Annotated in this window: 10 protein-coding genes; all 10 read left to right on the top strand. The window is 68.9% G+C overall.

The annotated features are described in order from the left end of the window. Positions 1–182 precede the first annotated feature (182 nt). The 10 genes from D187_RS39995 to D187_RS39950 all read left to right on the top strand — a co-directional run bounded on the left by D187_RS39995 (position 183) and on the right by D187_RS39950 (position 24,677). Positions 183–2,300, top strand: coding sequence for a sensor histidine kinase (locus tag D187_RS39995; RefSeq protein WP_002626013.1), 2,118 nt, complete (start codon positions 183–185; stop codon positions 2,298–2,300). Continuing rightward, on the top strand, positions 2,297–2,806 hold the full coding sequence (locus tag D187_RS39990; RefSeq protein ID WP_002626012.1) for a response regulator: 510 nt from the start codon (positions 2,297–2,299) through the stop codon (positions 2,804–2,806). Before D187_RS39995 ends, D187_RS39990 begins: the two co-directional genes overlap by 4 nt. Positions 2,807–3,710: 904 nt before the next feature. After that, the gene (gene asnB / locus D187_RS39985) at positions 3,711–5,522 is read left to right on the top strand and encodes an asparagine synthase (glutamine-hydrolyzing) (protein WP_043434032.1); all 1,812 of its coding nucleotides are present in this window, start codon (positions 3,711–3,713) and stop codon (positions 5,520–5,522) included. Positions 5,523–5,547: 25 nt separating this feature from the next. Then, positions 5,548–7,077, top strand: coding sequence for an amino acid adenylation domain-containing protein (locus D187_RS39980; protein ID WP_081714048.1), 1,530 nt, complete (start codon positions 5,548–5,550; stop codon positions 7,075–7,077). Between the two features lie 43 nt (positions 7,078–7,120). Further along, entirely contained in the window at positions 7,121–8,887 is a 1,767-nt protein-coding gene (locus D187_RS39975; RefSeq protein ID WP_002626007.1) for an acyl-CoA dehydrogenase family protein, read from the top strand. Positions 8,888–8,908: 21 nt separating this feature from the next. Next, on the top strand, positions 8,909–18,133 hold the full coding sequence (locus D187_RS39970) for a non-ribosomal peptide synthetase (protein WP_020918593.1): 9,225 nt from the start codon (positions 8,909–8,911) through the stop codon (positions 18,131–18,133). Position 18,134: 1 nt separating this feature from the next. Further along, positions 18,135–19,370: an MFS transporter gene (locus tag D187_RS39965; protein WP_002626005.1), complete on the top strand. Its 1,236-nt coding sequence runs from the start codon at positions 18,135–18,137 to the stop codon at positions 19,368–19,370. A 95-nt stretch (positions 19,371–19,465) separates the two neighbouring features. After that, positions 19,466–20,956 carry an amino acid adenylation domain-containing protein gene (locus D187_RS39960; protein ID WP_002626004.1) on the top strand — a complete coding sequence of 497 codons (1,491 nt, stop codon included), beginning with the start codon at positions 19,466–19,468 and terminating at the stop codon, positions 20,954–20,956. Further along, entirely contained in the window at positions 20,953–23,946 is a 2,994-nt protein-coding gene (locus tag D187_RS39955; protein ID WP_002626003.1) for a type I polyketide synthase, read from the top strand. The genes D187_RS39960 and D187_RS39955 overlap by 4 nt, the downstream gene beginning before the upstream one ends. After that, on the top strand, positions 23,943–24,677 hold the full coding sequence (locus D187_RS39950; RefSeq protein WP_043434029.1) for a thioesterase II family protein: 735 nt from the start codon (positions 23,943–23,945) through the stop codon (positions 24,675–24,677). The genes D187_RS39955 and D187_RS39950 overlap by 4 nt, the downstream gene beginning before the upstream one ends. The last annotated feature ends 3 nt before the right edge of the window (positions 24,678–24,680 follow it).

Below are 24,680 nucleotides of genomic sequence, written 5' to 3'. Positions count from 1 at the left end.
AGGAACCAGCCCGACGAGCCCCTTCCGGCACGTTCCCGGATGGAATTGGCAAGACGGCCCTGGCGTCGTGTAGGTCACAATCGACGGCTCGCTGAAATAGACTGCTCAGGCCACGCCGACCGCTCGCCATGCCGCATCCCTCCCGCCTCCGAGCTCCGCTGGCCCGTTCGACGCTCATCCACATGGGCGTGCGCATCGCGGTGATCATCGCCCTGACCACGCTCCTCAGCTACCTCCACATGTACAGCACGCTGCACACCGAGGCGCTCGCTCAACTGAGGCAGCATGTCGCGGAGCGCGGCCAACGCGAGCAGGCCATCTTCCTGCTGGCCGAGGACAACCATGCCCTGCTCAAGAAGGCCCTGGAGGAGCAACTCCAGGCCCTCCCGCCGGAGCAGGTGGACGCCCGTTTCGCTCGCCTCTTCGTCCAGGAGCCCGACGGCACCCTGCGCAACCGTGCCGAGGAGTTCGAGGGGACGCGGGAGCCGTGTGTCTTCGTCCCCCGGGGCGTGACGGTCGACACGGATCTGCGCCGGAGGCTCCTCGCCTCATACGACGTGGTCTCCTGGTACGGACCCGCCTTCCATGTCCGTTTCACCAATACCGGCATCACGCTGCCCGAGGGGGCCTTCGTCCTCTACTGGCCCGCCAACTCCGCCTGGTGCCAGCAGGTCGCGCCGGACTTCCGGATCACCGACTTCACGCACTACACCATCAGCCTTCCCCAGAACGATCCCGAGCGGAAGACGACCTGGTCCGGCGTCTACGAGGATCCGGTAAGCCACGAGCCGATGGCCTCGGTCTCCACGCCGATGGAGCAGGAGGGCCGCCACCTCGCGACACTCAGCCATGACGTGCTCCTCGAGGAGTTGATGGCCCGCACCATCAACGATCACCTGCCGGGTGCGTACAACCTCATCTTCCGCGACAATGGGGAGCTCATCGCCCAATCCGAGCAGACAGGCGCCACGGATCCCCAGGCCCACCTGCGGAGCCTCATCGAGCAGGCGAAGAACCTCCCCCCCGACGAGACCGTGCTGGAGCTGCCCCGGTACGGCGAGTACCTCGCCCTGGCCCGGCTCCAGGGCCCCGGTTGGAACTTCGCCACCGTGCTGCCCGAATCCACGGTGACCGGGCCCGCCTTCCAGGCGGCCCGGACCGTCCTGCTACTCGGAGTCCTCTCGCTGTGCCTCGAGCTGGCCATCCTGTACCAGGTGCTCCAGCAGCAGATCTCCCGTCCGCTGCTCGCCCTCACCCAGGCCTCGGATCGGGTGGCCGCCGGTGAGTTCCACGTCGAGCTGGACACCTCCCGGGGCGACGAGCTGGGGCAACTGGCCCGCGCCTTCCGGAGCATGGCCAACCAGGTGCAACGGCGAGAGGAAGAGCTGCGTCATGCCAACGAGGGACTCGAGCAGCACGTCGAGGAGCGGACGCGAGAGCTCAAGGAAGTCCACATGCAGTTGGTGCAGACCGCCCGCCGCGCCGGCATGGCCGAGATCGCCACCAACGTGCTGCACAACGTGGGCAACGTCCTCAACAGCGTCTACACCTCCGCCCAGCTCGCCAAGGAGCGCGTGGCGAACTTGCGCGTGGAGCACGTGGGCCGCATCGCCCTCCTGCTCCAGGAGCGCCAGTCCGACCTCGGCACCTTCCTCACCCAGGACACGCGCGGACGCAACGTCATGCCCCTGCTGAGCAAGCTGGGGGAGAACCTGCTCGACGAGCGCCAGCAGATCATCTCGCTGCTCGAGGAGGTGGGGCGTTACACCGAGCACGTGGGTGACATCGTCAAGGTGCAGCAGAACTACGCGCGCACGCCCCGGTTGCATGAGTCCGTCCAGCTGGCCGACCTGGTGGAGGACGCGCTGCGCATCAACTCGGCCGGACTCACCCGTCACCAGGTGAAGGTGGTGCGGCACCTGGCGGCCCTGCCGCCGATGCTCACCGACAAGAACAAGACGCTGATGATCCTCGTCAATCTGGTCAGCAACGCCAAGTACGCCATGGATGGAGTGCCACCGGCCGAGCGGACACTGCGCGTGGAGCTGGAGCCCGCGGAGTCCGGCCGCGTCCGCATCCAGGTGCACGACAACGGCATGGGCATCGCGCCGGAGATGCTCACCCGCATCTTCCAGTACGGCTTCACCACCCGGGACGAGGGACATGGCTTCGGCTTGCATTCCAGTGCCATCGCGGCCCAGGAAATGGGTGGCTCGCTGACCGTCCACAGCAACGGCCCGGGGCATGGAGCCACCTTCACGCTGGAACTCCCCTACCTGCCCCACCAGGAGGCCGCATGAGCGCATGTGCGAGCAAGAAGCGGATTCTCGTCATCGACGACTCCGAGGCCATTCACACCGACTTCCGCCGGATCCTCGGTCCGCCCCAGCGCCGGAGCCAGAGCGACATCGACGAGTTGGAGGCGGCGCTCTTCGGTTCGGCGCCCGTTCGCGCCGTGGTCTGTGACGAGAACATGTTCGAGGTGGATTCGGCCTACCAGGGGCAGGAAGGCCTGGCGAAGATCCAGGCGGCCCTGAAGGCCCACCGGCCCTACTCGCTGGTCTTCCTCGACTACCGGATGCCGCCCGGCTGGAATGGCGCCGAGACGCTGCGGCGGCTGCGCGAGGTGGATCCCTCGCTGGGCGTGGTGCTCTGCTCGGCCTACTCCGACTACTCCTGGGCGGAGCTGATGCGGGAGTTCAGGGATCTCAAGCTGCTCAAGGAGCTGAGAAAGCCCTTCAACAGCCAGGAAGTGCGCCAGCTCGCGCTCAAGCTCACCGGACAGGGACTCGTGCCTGGAACCTGAATCCGGGTGAATCCAAAGTGGGGGCCTCGGGAGTCCTGGGATGAAGATTCATTGGCCCACGCCAACGGCGGCTGGCTGAGGGACACGCCGAGCCCGGTGGATCGCGCCTTCCACGGCGTGGACCAGACGCTCCAGGAACTCTCGACCGAGCGTCACATGCGAGTTTCGTCGACGAAGCCACGATTCAGGCCAGAGGCCTCGAACCGGTTGGACACGCGCGGACGCACGCGACGCGGAGAAGACCTGGAGTCGCATGATTTCGCTGCATCCTGGCCAAGGCCGTATTACGAAACGCTCGAGCACCCGCTCGGTTAGTAGCTGCCCGAATAGGTACGATATTCGCCAGCATTTGCGTCACACCTCGCCCCGGGCAGACTCAGTCCCACACATTCGCCCAGCAAACACCAAAGTGGGCATCCAGCAGTCAAAGCGGAGAGCACATGGCTCGAACCTGGAAGGCCCGCCTGGGGAGATCCTGAGAAGATTCTAAGCCAGACGCTACAACCCGCCCATGCAGGGGCTGAGTGTATTCCTCAGAAACTTCTCAGCTACGGCGGCACGACAGGCTCTACACCCAATGAGTTCGCGGGGTTACGAACTTGCTTTACTTCATTGGCTCTCATTCACTATGAGGCGCCCCCTCTTCGCCCCCTCTTGCTGTCGCCTCGGAATCATCTGGCCACGGCCTGCAAGTGTTTCCCGAGCAGTTCTCTCATCCCTTGAGAAGAAGATGATTTTCAAGAGTCTGAATGCAAGTGGCTTCTATAATTACAGCTCATAAGCCAGCCATAATCACACATCACCACGGAAACAAAATCATGGAAAATTCCGTGAAGTTCGTCTTTTGCGTCACGGCGCGCATCGAGGCGCTGGTCAGCGATCTCGGAATGTCGGGGGATGGGTAATGTCCGGGATTGCCGGGTGGATCGATCGCGAACGCGATCTGAGGTCTGAAGGGCTGGCCGCGTCCCAGCTCGTGGCGGCGCTCGTCGCGCGTGGGCGTCACGGCGAGGGTCTGTGGCTGAGCCCGCGGGCGATATTGGGGCAGCGGACGGATGCCGTCTGGGTAGGGACGGCCCAGCCGGCTGTGATTGAGCAGAACGGTCAGGCGATGGTCGCGGCGGTCTGCGATGGGTACCTTCACAACGCGGATGACCTGTGGGCCGCCGCGGGTGCTGGTTCCTGTGCGGGAGGGCCCCCGTCGGTGGCCGAGGTCGTGCTGCATGCGTACCTGCGGTGGGGGCACGAGGCGGTGGAGCGGATGGAGGGCAACTTCGCATTTGCCGTCTGGGACGCTCGGACCGACGAGCTGCTACTCGGGCGAGACCGGGTGGGCATCAAGCCGCTGAGCTATGCCCTGCTACCCCATGGCGTCGTGTTCGCCTCGGAGGTCGCGGCCCTGGCGGCGCACCCCCTGGTGACTCCGGAGATCGACGACAATGGGCTATGCGCCCTCGTTACCCAGTTGCGCAGCCCTGGGCGCGGGGCGCTGCGCGGCGTGTACGAAGTGCCGGCGGGTGGTACGGTCCGATTCACGCGCGACCGGGAGATCCACCGCCGGTACTGGACGCTGGAGGCCCGCCCCCACACCCTCGGCCGCGAAGACACCCTCAAGCAGATCCGTGAGCTGCTCGTTGACGCCATCAGCCGGGATCTGCGCGGCCTCGATCCCGCGGTCCTGCTCTCTGGTGGCCTGGACTCCAGCGCGCTGACAGGTCTGATCGCCAGCAACTCCGGCAAGCCACCGCGGACATTCACGGTGATGTTCGGCGACACGGCGGCCGCGGTGCCTGATCGGCCGTTCGCCGAAGAGGTTGTCCAGATGTGGGGCTGCGAGCACCACGAGGTCGCGGTCCGCCCGCAGGAGCTGTCTGATCCAGTGCTCCTGTCCTCCGTGCTCGCGGCGAAGGACCACCCGTCACCCTTCGGGGACAAGAACATCACCCCGTTCATCTTCAGCCGGCGCGTCGCGGAGCGGGTGCCCGTGGTACTCAGCGGAGAGGCCGCTGATGCCATCTTCAGCGGCCTCTCCGGTGCGACCGACGGGGTGCGCGAGCCCTCCATGTTTCCGTGGATCGCGCGAGCCCGCGGGTTCGGCATGGAGTACGGAATCGGCACTGGGCTGTTTGACGAGGCGTTACTGCGATCGGTGGACGTCGCCGGCTACCTGGATCGGCTGTACCGCGAGGCCAAGGCAGAGGTACCGCAGCTCGCGGGCACCGCCGCCGTCGACCGTGTGGCGCGGGAGGTGGACTACCTCCATGTGACGCGCCTGTTGGAGCAGACGGTCTATCACTCGGAGCGGCTCGGAGCGGCGGCGGGGCTTCAGATCCGGTTTCCTATTGCCGACCACCGCCTGGTCTCTTATCTGTACAACGTCCCATGGCAATTGAAGCGCTTCGACGGACGTGAGAAGAGCCTGCTACGGGCCATTGCCAAGGACCTGGTGCCCCCGTCAGTGCTCACGAGGGCCAAGGTTCCCTACCCAATCACCTATGACGCGCACTACAAGGCCTCGCTCGTCACACGGCTGCGGATGCTGCTCGATGACTCGACTGCCCCCGTACGTCCGTTGATTGACCTTCGTCGCGCCACGGAAGTCATCGAGAACCACCGCCTGCTTGACCGCGGCGGCTGGCTCGGTCGGGCCGACGTCGAAATGGTCCTCCAACTCGACAGCTGGCTTCGCCGATTGCGCGTACGCGTCAATCTCTAGTCTCCTCAAAACAAGGCAAAAGAATATGTCGATGACATCAGCAGGTGACCTCTACAGCCTGTTCTCGCATCAGGCCGCCAGGGTTGCCGCCCGGGATGCGGTGCGCGACCCGCGCGGCAGTTTGACCTACGCGGAACTTGCCCGCCGCGCGGATGTGCTCGCGGTGGCGATCCGCGAGCTGTGTCCGCAGCCGGGTATCCGTATCGGTCTACACCTGGGACGCACGGCCGACGTGGTGGTGGCAGTGCTTGCAATCATCGCGACCGGCCACACGTACGTGCCGCTCGATCCGGCGTACCCATTGGAGCGGCTCAAGTTCATGGCCAGCGACAGTGGACTGACAGTCATCATCTCCGACCGGGAGGTGCCTGACGGAATCGGCGTCGCGAGAGTGCTTCGCCTGGACCGGGTCGACTGGTCCGTGGACGTCCCTGTCACGCCGAGACTCGAGGCCGACCCCGAGAGCACCGCCTACGTCATCTACACGTCGGGCTCGACGGGTCAGCCGAAGGGCGTGGAGGTGCGCAGGCGCAGCGTGGTGGCCATGGTGAATGCCGTGTGTTCGCGGCACCAGTTTGGCGAAACCGACGTGTGGACGCTCTTCCACTCCTATTGCTTCGACTTTTCGGTTTGGGAGATGTGGGGAGCGTTGGCCACGGGTGCCACCCTCGTGGTGGTGCCAGCGGAGGTCGCCGCCTCTCCGCGCGCCAGTGCCGAGTTGCTCGTACGGGAGCGGGTCACGGTCATGAACATCGTGCCCTCTGTCTTTCGCTACCTGACCGCCGCCGCGCGGCAGTTCGCGGATCGCCCCGTGACCGTGCGCCGCATCATCTTCGGTGGCGAGTCGATCGATGTGGCCGACATCCGGTCCTGGCGGGAATCGGTTCGCGCCGACTGTGAGTTCATCAATACCTACGGCATCACGGAAACCACGGTGTTCGTCACCACTCGGCCGATTCTGCCCGCCGAGCTCCAATCCACCGGCGATGAACGCGAATTCGCCACCGACCTCGGCGAGCCATTGAATGGCTGGGAGCTTCAGGTCCTCGACGACGGTGGCGCTCCCGTCGAGCCGGGGGTGACTGGCGAGATCTGGGTTGCCGGTGATGGAGTCGCTGTCGGCTACCTCAACCGGCCCGAGCTCACCGCGGAACGGTTCCGCCTGCTGGCGCTCCCTGGCCATCCTCCGAGGGTCTACTACCGCAGTGGTGACCTGGCCACGCGGACGAAGAACAACGTGTATTGCTATTCGGGTCGAGCCGACGATCAGGTGAAGATCAACGGCTTCCGGATCGAACTCGGAGAGGTCGAGGCGGCGTTGCGCAAGGCCTCCGGGATCCGGGAACTGGCCGTGGTCTGTACCCGTAGCCGGGTAGGAGGCCGGATGCTGTCTGCCTTCTACGCCGCCGATGCCGTTTCGACGCAGGAACTCACCGCGCTCGCCCGCACGACGCTCCCCGCCCACATGGTGCCCGGACGATTCGTCCAGTTGGCGGAGTTGCCGCGAAACGCGTCTGGCAAGACCGACCGGCGGGCGCTGTCGGAGCGTCAGTAGCCCCGCACAGACCTGCCGCCGCCATTTGAGCCCGAGGAATCCGATGAGCAAGAAACCCCGTAACTTCTCCAGCGACCCGAATCGGCCCAGCTTCCTGGAGGAGCTCTATCAGGGCAGGTTCCGCTGGGACCTGATCCGAGACTTTCCTGTCCAGGACGTACAGGACCGGGCCGAGGGCGACCGCCTCGTCGAGCAGTTGAACGTTCTGCTTCGCGAGCGAATCGACCCCACGGCCGTCGACCGCGACCGCCAGCTCCCTGAAGGCTTCCTCGCGGAGCTGGCCACGCGCGGCTACTTTCGGCTGCAGGCGGATCGATCGGTCGGCGGGCACGAACTCTCGCACTACAACACGTTCCGGGTCGTCGTGGCGGCCGCGAGTTGGAGCACGCCGGTTGCACTGTCGATCGCGATCGAGAACGCGCTCGGCGCCAGCGCGTTCCTCTCGGTGGTGCCCGAAGGGCCGCTGCGTGAGTTGTTGCGCGCGCATGTCGCTCGCGGCGGCCTCTCGGCCAGCGCCGACAGCGAGCCCCAGGGGGCGGCGAACCAGCGCCGCGCCACCACCGCCACGCGAGTCGAAACGGCGGAGGCCTATCTGCTGAACGGCCAGAAGGTCTTCGTGGGGCACGCGCCCGTCGCCGAGCTGGTCAGCGTCTCGGCGACAGTCCGCGACAACGGCCAGGAGCGGGTCCAGATGTTCTTCGTGCGGACCGACAGTCCTGGCGTGACCGCCGGACAGTGGCACGAGTACATGGGAATCAAGGGCTTCCCCAACGGCTGGCTGAACTTCGACAACGTGCTCGTGCCCGCGGACCAGATGTTCGTGGAGCGCGCCTCCGAACATCAGGTCCGGGTGACCCCGGAGACCGCGAAGATGGTGGCTCGGGGCCGGCTGCACCTCATCGCGGCGCCGTCGCTGGCGATCGCCAAGCTGTGCGTGCAATGGGCGCGAGACTTCGTGCTGCGGCGGGAGGTCGACGGCCGGAAGCTGGCGGACTACCAGGAGATTCAGCAGCAGCTGGCGGAGTCGCTCGCGCAGACCTTCGCGATCGAGACGATGTCGCAGTGGTGCCTGCTCCCGGATGACCAGGGGCGGCAGATCAACCAGCGCTTCGAGCAGAACGCCTCCAAGAACGTCAGCTCGCTGCTCTGCTGGGACGTCGTCGACCGGACGATGTCGCTGCTGGCGGCGGAGGGCTATGAGACCGCGCACAGCAAACAACAGCGGGGCGCGCCGCCGGTCCCGGTCGAGCGGTTCATGCGCGACGCGCGTAACCTGCGGATCTCCGGGGGCGTGGACTTCCAGATCGACAACTGGATCGCTCGGATGTCGATCCTGTCGTACTACTACCCCGAGCCCGACCACGCGGACGAACTGGCGAAGAACGAGCCAGGCCGGCGCGATTTCGACGGCGCCGTCCTCACCGACCGCAACCTCGGCCACCTCCGCTGGGTCGCGGACGAGGTCCATCGGTTCGGGGCGACCTGTCTGGAGTTGGCGCGCCGCAACGCCGATCGTGCCTCGCTGCAGGAGAACGAGCGGACTCTCATCTTGCTCACCGGCATTGCCCGAGAACTCCTCGTCATGTCCCTGACGCTCGCCCGCGCCTCCAAGATGGCCTCTACCGGCGACCACAGCGGGCAGGATCTGGCCGACGTCTATTGCGTATCGGCCGGGCACCGCATCGCCGATCTGCGTCGCCGGCTCTCCGCCGACGCGCCCACCCATGTCCCATCGCTCAATGCCGCATGGCTGAGCGGCACCACCCTCGATCACCTTACCTACGACGCCGCCACCGGCTCCCGGCGCTGACCGGTCAAGAAAGAGCAACACATGAACACCGCACCACGGCAAATCCCTCTCTCCGTCGGACAAGAGGCCATGTGGATTGGCTGGAAGCTGGATCCCAGCCAATGGTCGCACATCATCCCGACCCCATTCCTGGTGCGCGGCACGCTCGATATGACGCGGCTGCGCGCGGCCATCGCCGCACTGGGAGAGGCCTACCCGCAACTTCGTGCTCGGATCACGTCGGGCGCCGACGGGCTCGTGCTGGACTGGTCCGACGCGCCGCCCATCGAGGTGCGGGAGTCGACCTTCGTGGGCGACCGTGACGCGGCCATACGCCGGACCTGGCAGCACCCCTTCGACCTTCGCCGAGGACCGTTGGCCCGGGTCGATGTGTTGCGTGGGCCGGACGAGACGGTCCTGCTGCTGGCGATCCACCACCTCGTGTTCGACGGGGCGTCGATCCTGATCCTGCTCGATGCCTTGCGCCGGGCCTATGCGGGCGAGTCGCTGCCTCCGGCCGACCCTACCGCGGCGTTGACGGAGTATGCTCGCCGTTCGCGGGAGCTGGCCGATACCACCGCCGGTGACCCGTCCCGGGAGTACTGGCGCCGAGTCCTGGGCGCGGCGGCCCCGGAGTTCGCCCTGCCCGCCACCGTCGATGCACCGCAGTACACGGTACGGAGTGAAACACTCGAGCCACGGCTCGTCGCCGACTTGCGCGGCCGCGCCGAGGACCTGGGCGTTTCCTATGTCACCATCCTGATGGCCGGGTATTTCGCGCTGCTGCGCCGACACACCGGCTCCGAGGACGTGATCTCGTTCCTGCCGTTTCACGGGCGGACCACCGAATCGCTGCGCGACCGGATTGGCTACTTCGTGAACGCACTGCCGATCCGCAGTGAGGTCCGCGGTTCGGACAGCTACGCCGATCTGGTGCACCGCCTGCGCGGCCGGGTCAAGGATGCGATGCGGCACGGTGAGCTGCCGCTGCCGGCCATCATGCGAGCGGCTGGGCTGACCGGCCCGGCCGCCCGTGCTCGGACCCACCAGACAGTGTTCCAGTACTGGAATGCGGGATTGCGTGAGGGCGTCGATGTGCAGGCACTGCGGCTGTGCGCTCCCGATGCGACCGCCACCTTGAGCCTGCTGGACATGGAAAGCACCGCGGGGTTCACCCTGGCCGTCATGGTCCGCGAGGACAGCGCGGGAACGCATGTGCTGTGGAAGGATCCGGCTGGAGCCGTGGGCCCGACCCTGGTCGCCGCGATGGCGGCCGACTATCGCGCGATCCTGCGCGAGCTGGGTACGAACCCGAACGCCGCGCTGCCCGTACTGGCCGCGCCGAGCCCGACAGCGCCTTCCGCCCCCCTCGCCACCAATGCCCGCCCCGCGGCCGCGTACCCCGCCGAGGTCGCCGCGATGGTCGGCGTCTGGCAGGAGGTCTTGGGAGTCGGCGGGATCACCCCCGAGGACTCGTTCTTCGAGCTGGGTGGGCATTCGCTGCTCGCGGAGAGTCTGGTTCTCGCGGTGTCGCGTCACTTCGGCACGGAGGTCTCGATCCGGACGTTGTTCGAGTATCCGCGCCTGGCTGACTTCGCGGAGCAGGTCCGGGCGTCGAAGCCGAACGTGGCCGCCGAGAAGACTTCTCCGCCCGCTGCCCCCGCCGTGGAGGTCCCCGCGTCCAGCTTCCAGCAGCGCATCTGGTTCGCCGAGCGGGTGGAGTCCGGCCGTGCCGCCTACAACGTCCCGCTGGCGTGGCGGGTTCCCGGTGGCGGCCTCGATGCGGCGGAGTTGTCCCACGCGCTGGCCAGGATGGTGGCGCGACACGAGTTGCTGCGCACCGCGTTCCACGAGCGCGACGGCGAGTTGTGGCAAGTCGTCGGCGAGCCGTGGTCACCCCATGTCGACAGCGTCGACCTGCGCGATTGCGCGGACTCGGAGGCGGCGCTGCGCGACTGGCTGGCCAGTGCCTCTCATCATGAGTTCGATCCGGCGTCTGGACGCCTGCTGACCGCGGCCCTCGTCGAGCTCCCCGGGGCCGATCAGCTGGTTTTCTTCTGCCTGCACCACCTGCTGTGGGACGGCGAGTCGATGGGCGTCCTGCTGCGGGAGCTGAACGCCTGTTACAGGCCCACGGCCGCCGGCAGCACGGTGGTCGTGTCCGCTCCGCCGGCAACCGACTCCGGTCTCCCGGCGATCGCGCGCGCCGCCTCGGCCCATCAGGAACGCATGTGGTTCGTCGACCGGTTCGAGGCCGGCCACGTGTACCCGACGTCGCCCGTGTACCACAACCTGCCGCTGTTCCTTCGGGTCGACCGTCTCGCCGCCCCCGACGTGCTGGCCAAGGCGCTCGACGCGGTCGTACGGGCACACGAGTCCCTGCGCACCGTGCTCGACAGCGTCGAGGGTCGGATCGTGCAGCGAGTGCGATCCGAGGTGACGGTCAGCCCGCAGTGGCTGCCAGCGCAGCCCGGGGTGGCGGGCTCCGGTGTGCCCGAGGCACTGACCGACTGGGCGGTGGCCCCGTTCGATCTGACGAGCGGCTGTCTGCTGCGGGTCGCCGTGTTGCCCGAGCAGTCTGGCGGCGGTTGGCTGGCACTGGTTGGCCACCAGGCGGTGGTCGACCGAGCCTCCCTGCGGCTCATCGCCGAGCAACTCCTGGCCGGCATGGCCGGCGAGGCCCCCGTCCAGAGCAGCTACGCCGGCTGGTTGGATGAGGTGTCGGCCGAGGTCAATGCCGAGCACCTGGACTCCCGTGCGGCTCGACTGCAACCCGCCGTCGACGTGCTGCGGCTCCCCGAGCGGCGGCCGCGCGAGGCGATCCACGTCTACGAGGAGCGGCGCGTCGCGTTCTCGTTGCCCACCGCCCTCGCGACCAACGCCGAGCGGCTTGGCTTCAGCGTCTCGGACGTGCTGCTGGGCGCCTTCACCGCGCTTCTCGGCTGGTATTCCGGCCAGCAGGACATGGTCATCGGCGTCAGTCACCCCGGGCGGCGCGCGGAGACCCGGCATGTGGTCGGCCCGCTGGCCAACCTGTTGCCGGTACGGCTGCGCCCGGCCGTGAGCATGCCTTTCACCGCGCTCGTCGCGCAGACGGCCGCCGAGACGGCCCACGCCCGAGCACATGATCAGGCGTTCTTCGACGAGCTGGTACGCCGGGTCGACCCGTCCAAGGACATGAGCCGTACGGCCTTGTTCGACGTGCTGTTCACGTACTCCGAGGATCCCAGGCTGATGCGTACCGCCGGCGGCATCGTCGCCGAGGAGGTTCAGACGGCCAGCGGATACGGCAAGTACGATCTGCACCTGTTCCTGCAGCCGGGCTCCAGTTCGCTCGATGGCTGGCTTGTCTTCAATGGCCGGTACTTCGACGACGACCAGATGCGGGCCATGACCGAGCACTATCGCGCGCTGCTCGACCAGCTCATCGCCGCGCCCGAGCGGGCGATCGGCGATGCCGATCCGTTGACCGAGGACGAGCGGTACACCCAGCTGATGGTGTGGAACGCCACCGATGCCGGGTACCCCGAGACGGCGGTCCACGACCTCATCCGGCAGCGGGCACTCGCCCGGCCACAGGCGGTGGCCATCACCGCGGGGGACATCTCGCTGACCTACCGCGAGCTGCTGGACCGGGCCGAGGCACTGGCGCGGGCGCTGGTGGCGAAGGGCGTCGGCCGGGGCGAGCTGGTGGCCCTGCTGCTGCCGCGCGGCCCCGAGCAGGTCCAGGCGATGCTGGCCGTCCTGCTGGCCGGCGCCGGCTACCTGCCGATCGACCCAGCGCTGCCCGGTGATCGCGTGCAGTTCATCCTCGCGGACTCGGGCACCCGGTGGGCCATCGTGGCCGACGATGCGGTGTCTCATCCGGGTCTGGACGGCTTCGCCGGACAGGTCATGCACCCGACACGGTCCGACAACTCCGGAGCGGCGCTGCCGCGGGTCGCGCTGGATACGCCGGCGTACTGCATCTACACATCCGGGACGACCGGCCGGCCCAAGGGTGTCGTGATCACGCATCGCAACCTCGTCCGGTTGCTGGTCAACGACCGCTTGCCGTTCAGCTTCGGTGCGTCCGACGTCTGGACGATGTTCCACTCCTACGCCTTCGATTTCTCGGTATGGGAGTTGTTTGGCGGCCTGGTCCACGGCGGACGGGTGGTCCTGGTCACCCAGGAGCAGGCGAAGGACCCCGAGCAGTTCTGGGAACTGCTGCAGCGCGAGCGCGTCACGGTCCTCAACCAGACGCCCAGCGCGTTCCGGCGGCTGCTCGGGTTGAAGCCCCAGTCGCCCAGCAGCCTCAGCCGGTTGCGCTACGTCATCTTTGGCGGAGAGGCGCTGCGTCCGGCCATGCTCGGCTCGTGGATGGAGCGTTACCCGCATGTGCGGCTGGTCAACATGTACGGCATCACCGAGACCACCGTGCACTCGAGCATCCGCACGGTCACCCGGGCCGACGTCGACTCCGACACCAGCATCATCGGCACGCCGATCCCCACGACCACGCTCCTGCTGCTGGACCCGGTCACCCGCGGCCGGCTGTTGCCCGTTGGCGCGGTGGGCGAGATCTTCGTCGGCGGCGCGGGCGTGGCCGGCGGCTACCTGAACCGGCCGGAGCTCACGGCGCAGCGCTTCGTCGCCTCGCCCGTCGGCTCCGGCAAACTGTTCCGCAGCGGGGATCTCGCCCGCTACACCCCCGACGGCGCGCTGCACTTCATTGGCCGCGCCGATTCCCAGGTGCAGCTGCACGGCTACCGCATCGAGCTCGGTGAGATCGAGTCCTGCCTGCGCGAGCATCCCGCGGTCGTCGAAGCGGTCGTCATCGCCGAGGACGATCGCCTCGTCGCGGTCGTCCAGAGCCGGGTCGGGGTCGCCCTGGCCGAGTTGCGTGGCCACCTGGCACGCAAGCTGCCCGAGTACATGATCCCGTCGGTGTTCCAGCTCGTCGACAAGATGGTGCTGACCTCGAACGGCAAGCTCGACGTCGCCGCCGTGCGTGCGCGTGCCGTCCCGCTGGACAGCGGCGCCGGGTCCGAGCCTCGCACCCCCACGGCTGTCGCGATGGCTGGCATCTGGTCCGAGCTGCTCGGTGTCGACGGGGTGTCCGCCGATGACTCCTTCTTCGCCCTCGGTGGTCACTCCATGCTGGCGGTCCGGCTGGTCAACCAGCTCCGTCGGCGGTTCCGGATCGACCTGCCGATGAAGACGCTGTTCGAGTGCCCCCGTCTGCAGGATCTCGCGGACCTGATCGACCAGAAGATCGGCGGGCAGCCGTCCGCCGGGCACTCCGGATCGTCCTCGGCGCGCGCCGCGGGCGAGCTGGCCGCCACCGCCTTCCAGCGACGCCTGTGGCTCGCCGAGGCCGTCGACGAGCAGGCCCGCAACAACGTCGTCCTGGCGTGGAAGGCAGCCGGCAAGCTCGACGTCGAGCTGTTGGGTCGCGCCCTGACCCAGCTCGTGGCCGGGCACGAGTTGCTGCGGACGGCGTTCGTGGCCGACGAGGACACCGTCCGGCAGGTGGTGACCGGCGGATGGCGGCCCGAGGTGGAAATGCTGGACCTGCGCGCCTCGCGCGACCCCGACGCCGAGATGGCGCGGTGGCTCGACGCGGCCGCCAGCAGACGATTCGACCTCGCCTCGGGCCGGCTGCTGCGAGTGGCCGTGGCCGACCTCGGCGCTCAGGGGCACGCGCTGCTTTTGTGCCTGCACCACCTCGTCATCGACGGTGAGTCCGTCCCCGTGCTCCTGGCCGAGCTGGACCGTTACTACCGTGCGGTCGTCACCGGCGAAACCGCGGCGCCGCCAGCCGTGCAGTACCGGGACTTCGTGGCCTCGCAGGAGGCCCGCCAGGACTCGGCGCGGCGCGAGAACGAGCTGGACTACTGGCAGCGAAAGCTGGCCGACGCACCGGCGAACCTGGCGTTCCCCACGCCGGTTCCGGCGGGCCGCAACGGCGCTGTTCGCGTGCCACTCCCGGCGGACCTGCCCGACCGGCTGCGGCCGCTGCAGACCCAGCACGGGGTCACGTGGTTCATGGCGTTCGGCGCCGCGCTGGCCGTCGCGCTGCACCGGTGGACGGGACAGCGCACCATCACCCTGGGCGTGCCGGTCTCCACCCGGGACCCCGCCAGCTTCGCTGGGCTGCTCGGACCCTGCCTGAACACGCTCGTGCTCCGCTCGGATCTGGCCGCCGGCGCTCCCCTCGGCGACGCCCTCCAGACGATGCGCACCGAGATGCTCGGCGCGCTCGAACACGCCGGGGCGCCGTTCGAGGAGGTCGTGAACCGGCTTTCCCCGGCCCGCGGAGTGGGGCACACGCCCTACATCGATGTGACGCTCAACATGAACCTGCGCAGTGACCGGCGGGCCCTGCTGGGCGGGATCGAGCTGACCCCGCTGTTCTTCGACTCGCTGTGGTCGCACGAAGCGAAGTTCGGTCTGACCCTGACGGTCGCCGAGCAGGACGGCGAGCTGTCCGCCATTCTGTCGTATCAGGGGCAGCGGGTATCGGCCGCGGACGCCTCGGCACTGGCCGGCAGCATTGCCGGGCTGCTCGGCGAACTCACCGAAGCGACACAGGGTCGCTCGTCCCGGGGGACCGCGACGAGCGCCGCCGAGGACCGGGTGCAGTACCGACACTTCGTCACCGCGCAGCTCTCTCAGCGGGACAGCGTGCAGCGCCGGAACGATCTGGCCTACTGGGAGAAGAAACTGGCGGGTGCCCCGGCCTACGTGGAATTCAGCCCCCCGGCGGAGCCTGGGCCCCACGGCGTCGTGACGATCCCACTGCGCGCCGACCTGCTGGAGCGGTTGCGACCGTTGCAGGCCCGGTATGGCGTCACACCGTTCATCGTCACGGCGGCGGGCCTGGCCGCTCTGCTCCACCGCTGGACCGGCCACGCCGACGTGGTGATCAGCAACCCGATCGCGAACCGTGACAACCCGGACTTCGCCGAGCTGCTGGGGCCGTGCCTGAACACGGTGGTGCTGCGCTCCCAGCTCGCCAGCAACGCGACGTTCCTGGACGTCTTGCACGGCATGCGCTCGGAGGTGCTGGAGGCTTTCGAGCACGCGGGAGCACCGTTCGAGGAGGTGGTGGAGCGGCTCAACCCGCACCGCCGACCTGGTCGGACTCCGTACGCGGACGTGTCGCTGACCTTCAGTGCCGTGCCGACACAGCCCGCCTCGCTGGCTGGACGCCCGTTGCAGGCCGCCGACATCAGCCACGCGGGTGCTGGCTACGCCGGCAAGCTTGGCCTCACCGTGGGCTTCACCCTGGACGGCACGAAGCTGTCCGGCAACGTTGCGTACCATGGGGCGCGCTATCGCCGTGACGACGTGGAGCGCTTCGCCACCCTGCTGGGCCGGCTGATGGAGCTGATGCCGGACCACCTGGACCAGCCGGTGGCGGCGCTCGACGTCGCCGCGGACGAGCTCGCGCGGTTGCGCCGGTGGGAGCGCGGACCCGAACCCGAGCCGATGACTCCGGTCCCCGTGCTGGTGCTGCGGCACGGCCGCGACCGGGCCTCGGCACCGGCCGTCGAGTCGCTGCGTGGAACGCTGGACTACCAGGGACTCGTCGGACGTGCACGGGCGCTGGCGGCCGGGATCCGACCGAGGCTGCGCGGCGCGGACCCGGTGGTCGCGCTGCTGCTCCCGCGCGGCGAGGACTTCACGGTGGCGATGCTGGGAAGCTGGCTGGCTGGTGCGGCCTTCTGCCCGATCGACCCGGCGTGGCCAGACAGTCGGGTGAGGTTCGTTCTCGAGGACCTCGACGCGCCTGTGTTGCTCACCGACCACGACGGCGCGGCACGGTCAGGCTCCGTGCCGACCCTCCGCGTGGACGAGACCGACGCGACCGCCGGGGGCACCGAGGCGGACGACCCGAACTGGAGCGCCGGATCCACCGCGTACGTGATCTACACCTCCGGCACCACGGGTACCCCGAAGGGCGTGGTCGTCACGCACCAGGGATTGGCGCAGCTGATCCAGTGGACCGCGCGCCACTACACGATTGGCGACCGCGACCGCTGCTCGCATCTGATGAGCGTCGGGTTCGACGCGTCCCAATGGGAGGTCTGGTCCGCTCTGGCGACTGGCGCCTGCCTGGTGCCGCACGAGGCGCCGGTCGTCGCATCGACGGTCGGAACCTGGCTGGACCAGCACGACATCAACGTCGCGTTCCTGGCCACGCCGCTCGCGGAGGCCGTATGGAGGGCCGGGACGGGCCCGACGCGGCTGCGCTGGATGTTCATCGGCGGCGCCGCGCTCTCGGAGTGGCCGCCGCCCGGGCTGCCCTACAGGGTGTGCAACGCCTATGGCCCCACCGAGAACTCGGTGGTCGCCACGATCCACGACCTCGAGGCAGTGCCGCAGCCTCCCATCAACCGGATCGGCCGGCCCATCGCTGGGGTCCGCGTGCTCGTGCTCGACCCCCAGGGGCGCCGGTGCCTCGTGGGTGTCCCCGGTGAGATCTGCCTGGCTGGCGGCGGTCTGGCCACCGGCATTCTCCGGCGGCCAGACCTGACCGCTGACAGGTTCCGCTCGGTGGAACTCGATGGCGAGTCGCTCCGGATCTACCGGACTGGCGACCTTGGCCGCTGGCTCGCCGATGGCACCGTCGAGTACCTGGGCCGGGCCGACCGACAGCTCAAGATCCGCGGGTACCGGATCGAGCCCGGCGAGATCGAGCAGGTGCTGCTCCGCCAGCCGGAGGTGGCCCAGGCGGTCGTCCATGGCGATTCGCAACAGACACCCGCGCTGGTGGCCTACGTGATCCCCAGCCAACCCGGCCGCACCGACACCGCGCGGTTGCTGGCGCGGCTGCGCTCCAGCTTGCCGGTCTACATGGTCCCCGAGGCCGTGGTGTGGCTCACGGAGTTGCCCCTGAACACCAGCGGCAAGGTCGACGTGGCCAGGCTGCCCCGTCCGATCCGAACGGACCTCGTCGGCGGGAGCGGATTCACCGCCCCTGGCAGCGAGCTCGAGCGTCGCATCGCCGCGGTGTGGTCGGAGGTGCTGGGCACCCAGGACATCGGTGCGCACGACAACTTCTTCGACCTCGGCGGCAACTCGCTGAGCCTGGCCAGGCTGCATAGCCGGCTGGTCGCGGAGCTGGGCCGCGACATCCCCATCGTCGACCTGTTCGAACACCCCACCGTGGCGGCGCTCGCCACGGCCTTGGAGAACGGCGCGCAGTCGGCACCGGTCCGGCCACGCCGTGCGGCCCGGCCCGTTCGCCGCGGCCGAGGCACTACGGATGGAGCCTGACATGAGCACCTCGGAAGACAGTCAGCTTCGGCTCAGGCGCCAGCGCACCCTGCGGGTTCTGCTCACCGCCGAGTTCATGTCGATGCTGGGTACCCAGCTGAGCGCCGTGGCAATGCCGTGGCTGGTGCTTCAGCTCACGGGCTCGTCGCGCGACATGGGCCTGGTCATGGCGGCGCAACTGGCGGCCATCGCCGTGTTCGGCGTGTTCGGCGCGTCGCTCGTGGGCCGCATGGGCCCGCGGTGGGTGATGCTCGTCGGCGACACCGTCCGAGGGCCTCTCGTCGCCCTCCTGCCGCTGCTCTACTACCTGGGCTGGCTGAATATCGGCGTGTTCATCGTCGTGATGTTCGCGGTCGGTGCGTTCTACGCGCCCTACCTGGCCAGCCAGCAGTCCATCTTGCCGCTCGTGGTGGGAGAGGACGAGGCCCTGCTGAGCAGGGCGACCGCGACGCTGCAGACCGCCACGCGGCTCAGCGTGCTGATCGGCCCGCTGCTGTCCGGCGTGCTGATCACCGCGCTGGGCGCTCCCGTGGTGCTGATGCTGGACGCGGCGTCCTTCGTGGCGTCGGCGGTGCTGCTGCGGCTGTATCTGCCCCGGACGGAGCCAGTCACGGAGCCGGTCAAGGCCGGTCGCCGGTCCGTGGGTGCGGGAGCGCGCATGCTGCTGTCGGACCGGCTGGTCGGGAGCTGGTCACTCGGGCTCGTGATCGGTGAGATGGTCTGGCAGGCCCTGTTCGCCCTGCTGCCCGTCATCGCCCTCACCCAGCAGCACGGCTCTCCGATGGTGGCGGGCGTGCTGCTGGCGATGTTCGGCGGCGGAGCCGTCGCCGGGACGCTGCTGGTGGGGCTCCTGCTGCGGCGAGTGCCCGCGCTGACCTTGGCGGTGGTGGGCCGGGTGGCGCTGGGCCTGGCCTTCGTCATGCTGCTCTTGCCGTTGAGCATCGAGGCCCTGGCGGGTTGCTTGTTGCTGGCCGGCTTGCTGAACGGAGTCTCCAGCGCTCCGATCGCGGCGGTGCGCGCCCTGCGCATCCCGCCCGCGAAACGCACCGAGAGCCTGACTGTCGCCACCGCGCTCGCACTCGCGGCGGGGGCGTTGGGCTGGGCCCTCGCGGGCACGGCGGCGCAGAGTGCTGGGCTGCCGACCATCTTCCATGCCCTGGCCGTCCTCCAAGTCATGGCCGCGGCGTTGTTCGTGTTCGGCGCCAGGGCCCCGGCCCAGGAACCCCAGAAAGGCTGACCATGGCACTTCCCTCCCCCTTCGACGCACTTCGCCCCGGCTGGACGCCCCAGTCGGTAGGTGCCCCCCTCCACGGGGTCCCGGACCTCGCCGACATGATCGCGGCCGGCATCCGCGCCGGGGGCTCGCGACCGGCCCTCACCGACCGCGACGGCACCCACTCCTACACCGAGCTCGACCAGGCGGCCTCCGCGCTCGCGCTCGAGCTGTACGCCGCCGGAGTTCGGCCGGGTACGCCCGTGGTCATCCACTGCCCGCTGTCGCGATGGGCGGTGGTGGCGATGCTCGGCGTGCTCCGCACGGGCGCGCAGTACGTGCCCGTGGACGCTTCCTTCCCGGTCGAACGGCGCATGGCGATGATCCGAGAGAGCGGCGCGGTCGTTGCCGTCGTCGACCCGCGGTCGCGTACCGAGCTCCCCCCCGGTTGCACCTTCCAGACCGTGCTTCGGATCCCGACGCACCTCGACGGGACGACACCGGCTTCGCCGTCGCGCCACGCTCCCGACCTGGCCGCCTACACCCTGTTCACCAGCGGGTCGAGCGGGGTGCCCAAGGGCGTGGTGGTGTCCAGGCACTCCCTGGCGTACTCGACCCAGGCCCGGCTGGCGTACTACCCATCAGCCCCGTCGGTGTTCCTGCTCTGCTCGTCGATCTCCTTCGACAGCTCGGTCGCCGGCATCTACTGGGCGCTCGCCACCGGGGCGCACCTCGTCATCCCCAGCCCCTCCGTGGTCGACACCGTCGCGATCCGCGACGCGTGCCAGCAGTACGCCGCCTCGCATGTCCTGCTCATCCCGTCGCTCTACCGCATCCTGCTGGAGAGCGACGAAGACGACAGCCTGTCCTCGCTGCGGGCGGTGATCGTCGCTGGCGAAGCCTGCCCACCGGAGCTGGTACGTCGCCACTTCGACCTGCTGCCCGAAGTCGCGTTGTACAACGAATATGGCCCCACGGAGTGCACGGTCTGGGCTCTCGTCCACCAGTGCCAGCCGAGCGATGGTGACGCCACCGCGGTGCCCATCGGCCGGCCCATCCCCGGCACCGAGGCCTATTTGCGAACCGACAACGGACCGGCCGCGACCGATGAGATCGGCGAGCTGTGGCTCGGCGGCCCCGGAGTGGCTCTCGGTTATACGACCGAGCCGGCCACCTCGCGGGGAGCGAACCGGCTCTACCGCACCGGGGACTTCGCCCGGGTGGATGAGCGTGGACACGTGCATTATCACGGCCGCCGGGACGGGCAGCTCAAGCTCGCTGGCGTCCGGCTCGAGCTCATGGAGGTCGAGCACGCCCTGAGCGCGGCTTCTGGCGGCCGGAGCAGCGCGATTGGCGTGGTCCGTCAGGCCGGCACCCCGATCGCACTCGTTGGCTTCGTCGTCTCGGCACCCGGCGAATTGCAACCGGTGGCGCTGCGGCGCCACATGCGCGGCATGTTGCCGCACGCCGCGGTGCCCGCGGCATTCTGCGCCATGGACCAGCTTCCCTGCCTGTCCAACGGCAAGCTCGACAGGCGCGCACTCGACCACATGGCAGCAAGCCACATCGCAGCGTCCTCCACATCGGCGCTCCAGGGAAGCACGACATGACCGACATCGCTTACGAGGACAACGACCCGAGTCGATACATCGCCGTCATCGGCATGGCGGGACGATTTCCCGGAGCCGCCAGCGTGACGCAGTTCTGGCGGAACCTGTGCCAGGGCATCGAATCCATTTCGGTGCTCGACGATCAACGCGACCCCGCGCACCCGGAGTACGTCCCAGCGTATGGCGTGCTGGCGGGGGCGGCCGAGTTCGACGCGGAGTTCTTCGGCTACTCGCCGAACGATGCGCTGATTCTCGATCCGCAGCACCGCCTGGTGCTGGAGTGCGCGCACGAGGCGCTGGAGAGCGCCGGGTACGGCGGCTCCGGCCGGCCGATGACCGGGGTCTTCGTCGGCGGCTCCGGCACCCACTACGCCGAGCACGTCCGGGCCCGGCTCGACCAGCTACCGTTCGTCGACGAGTGGCAGCTCCGGCAATCCACGGCCGTGGACTTCCTGAGCAGCCGGATCGCCTACCAGCTCGGGCTGACCGGTCCGGCCGTCACGGTGCAGACGGCCTGCTCGACTTCGCTGGTCGCCGTGCATGTTGCCATTCAGTCGATACTCGCCGGCGACTGCGACATGGCGATCGCGGGCGGGGCAAGCGTGATCGCGAGCCTGCCGAGGATGCGGTACACGCCCGGCGGCATCGTGGCCCCCGACGGCCACTGCCGGACCTTCGACGCGGCCAGCGCCGGGACGGTCAGTGCCAGCGCCGTGGGGCTGGTGGTGCTCCGACCGCTGGCCGACGCGCTCGCCGACGGCGACCACATTCACGCGGTGATCCGGGGCTCGGCCATCAACAACGACGGCCGAGGCAAGATCGGGTTCACCGCGCCCAGCGTTTCCGGGCAGGTCGAGGTCGTCCGCGCCGCGCACGCCGCGGCCGGGGTCCACTCCGACGAGATCGGCTACGTGGAGGCTCACGGCACCGCCACCGCACTGGGCGACCCGATCGAGGTCGCGGCGCTGACCAAGGCCTTCGGTGCGGGGACCGGCTCGCGCGACCGCTGCTGGATCGGCTCGGTCAAGACGAACATCGGCCACGCCGATGCCGCGGCCGGCGTCGTGGGGCTGATCAAGACGGTGCTCGCTGTCGAGCACGGCGTGCTGCCCGCGAGCTTGCACTTCGAGCGGCCCAATCCGGCGATTGACTTCGCCTCGTCGCCGTTCGAGGTCAACACCCGGCTGCGCGAGTGGGGCACCCCGGGCCGCCCTCGGATCGGTGGCGTCAACGCGCTCGGGGTGGGCGGTACCAATGCGCACGCCGTGGTGGCGCAGGCCCCCTCCGCGCCCGAGGTCTCGGCGGGTCGGTCGCATCAGCTTCTCGTGCTGTCGGCGCGCACCCCCAGCGGCGTCGAGACGGCGGCGCGGCAGCTCGCCGACCACCTGAGGGCCCACCCGGACGTCAACCTCGCCGACGTGGCATGGACCCTCCAGACCGGTCGCACCGCGTACCCGCACCGCCGGTTCGTGGTCGCCGCCGACCCGAGCGAGGCGGTCGCCGCGCTCCGCGGGGGCAGCCTCGAAGGCAACATCGCGAAGACCGCCAGTCCCGCGCCGGTGTTCATGTTCCCCGGGCAGGGGGGCCAACACGTCGGCATGGCCGCCGCGCTCTACAGTCAGGAACCGGAGTTTCGCCGCGGCCTCGACCAGATCGCCGACCTGGCGGGCCCGTCACTGGGACTGGACCTGCGCGACGTGCTGTTCCCCCAAGGCGACCACCAGCGCGACCTCGCCGGACGACGGCTAGACACCATCGCCGTCAGCCAACCCGCGGTCTTCGCCGTCCAATACGCGATGGCCCAGCTCCTGATGTCCTGGCGGCTGCGGCCGAGTGCCGTGGTCGGGCACAGCCTGGGTGCCTACGCGGCCGCTTGCGTGGCCGGCGTGTTTTCCCCGGCCGACGCCGTCAAGCTGGTGGTCGAGCGGGGACGGCTGCTCGGTCTGATCCCCGCGGGCGGTATGGCCGCCGTACGGATGCCCGAGGCTGAGCTCACGCCACTGCTGCCCGCGGGACTGTCCGTGGGCGCGGTCAACGGACCGCGGCAGTGCACGGTCACCGGCCCCGTTGACCTGGTGGCCCGATTCGTGCGGGAGCTGACGGAGCGAGCGATCGAGGCCCGCGTCCTGCGGATCGCGACCGCCGGGCACTCCTCGCTCGTCGAGCCGATCCTCGACCGGTTCGCGGAGGTCGTCGCCGGCCTGCACATGCACCGACCCGAGTTGCCGATGCTCTCCGACACCACGGGAACCTGGGCCGACCCCGACAGGCTGCGCACGGTGGACTACTGGGTGGCGCACCTGCGTCAGCCGATCCGGTTCGGCGATGCGCTGTCTACCCTGTTGGCGACGGAGAGCCGAGTCCTGGTCGACGTCGGGCCCGGACGCACGCTGCAGTCACTCACCCGGCAGCATCCGGATTTCGGAGACCGGCACGTCGTCGTGCACATGTTGCCCCATCCCGTGGATGCCATCTCCGACCTGGGCACTGCCCTCGCCGCCATGGGCCAGCTCTGGGCAGGTGGTGCCAGCGTCGACCTCACCGCACTGCATGCGGGCGAGCGTCGCCGGCGAACCCCGCTGCCCACGTACCCATTCGAGCGACGTCGCTATCTGGTGCCTCCACCCGAACATGCCCGCCCCACCGCCTCGGGCAACACACCTGCTTCCTGGATCGGTGCCAGGGCCCAAGGGACACCCGATGAGGGAATGCGCCGCGACAACCCGCCCCATCCACCGGTGCTGGCCGCGCTCCTCGTGGCGTTCGGCAAGGCGCTGGGAGAGCCGGACATCGAGGCGCAGGACAGCTTTTTTGATCTCGGTGGCGACTCACTGATCGCGACCAAGGTCGCCGCCTGGGCGCGGACGGAGTTCGCGGTCGCGGTAACAGCCGCCGACATCCTGCGCAGCCGCAACGCCGCCAGACTCGCCTCGGTGATCGAGGAACGCCGGGCCGGCGCCGCCCCCACCATGCAAAGGATCAACCCATGAGAGCCAAGAGCCCGTGGCTGGTAGGCAAGGCCATCCCTGGAGAGCCCAGGGTTCGCCTGTACTGTTTTCCGCACTCGGGAGGCCTGCCTGGCGAGTACGTCCGGTGGGGTCGTGAACTGCCCGGCGTTCAGGTCTACGGCGTCTGTCTGCCGGGGCGCGGGGAGCGCGTCGCGGAGGCGCCACCGGCGAGCATGCACGAGCTCGTCGACCGGTTCCTCGCTGAAACGGACTTCACCCCACCCTTCGTTCTCTTCGGTCACAGCCTGGGTGCACTCACGGCGTTCGAGGTGGTCCGCGAGCTGGCCGTCCAGGGCCGGCCGCTCCCCGAGCGACTCATCGTGTCCGCATACGCCGCTCCGCACCTGCCTCGGACGGCCTCCAACCTGCACGCATTGCCAGACGCGAGCCTGGCCAGGGCCATCGACGAACGCTACGGAGCGATCCCTCAACACGTCATGGCCGACCCCGAGTTGCTCGCCCTGCTGCTACCGGCATTCCGGGCGGACTTCACCCTCCTGGAGACGTACCGCTACCGGCCGGGGTCGCCTCTGACGGTACCGCTGGAGGTGTTCGGCGGCGACCGGGATGCCGTGTCGCTGGAAAAGCTCGAACTCTGGCGTGAGCACACCACCTCGGACTTCCGGCTCCATCGCTTCGCTGGCGGCCACTTCTACTTCCGGGAGAATCCGCGGGCGCTCATCGAGGTACTGGGTGCCGTTCTGGGGGTGTAGGGC

Source organism: Cystobacter fuscus DSM 2262 (genome assembly GCF_000335475.2).
GTDB classification, from domain to species: domain Bacteria; phylum Myxococcota; class Myxococcia; order Myxococcales; family Myxococcaceae; genus Cystobacter; species Cystobacter fuscus.
Note: the sequence above shows the minus strand (reverse complement) of the source record. Positions and strands in the feature narration are given on the sequence as shown.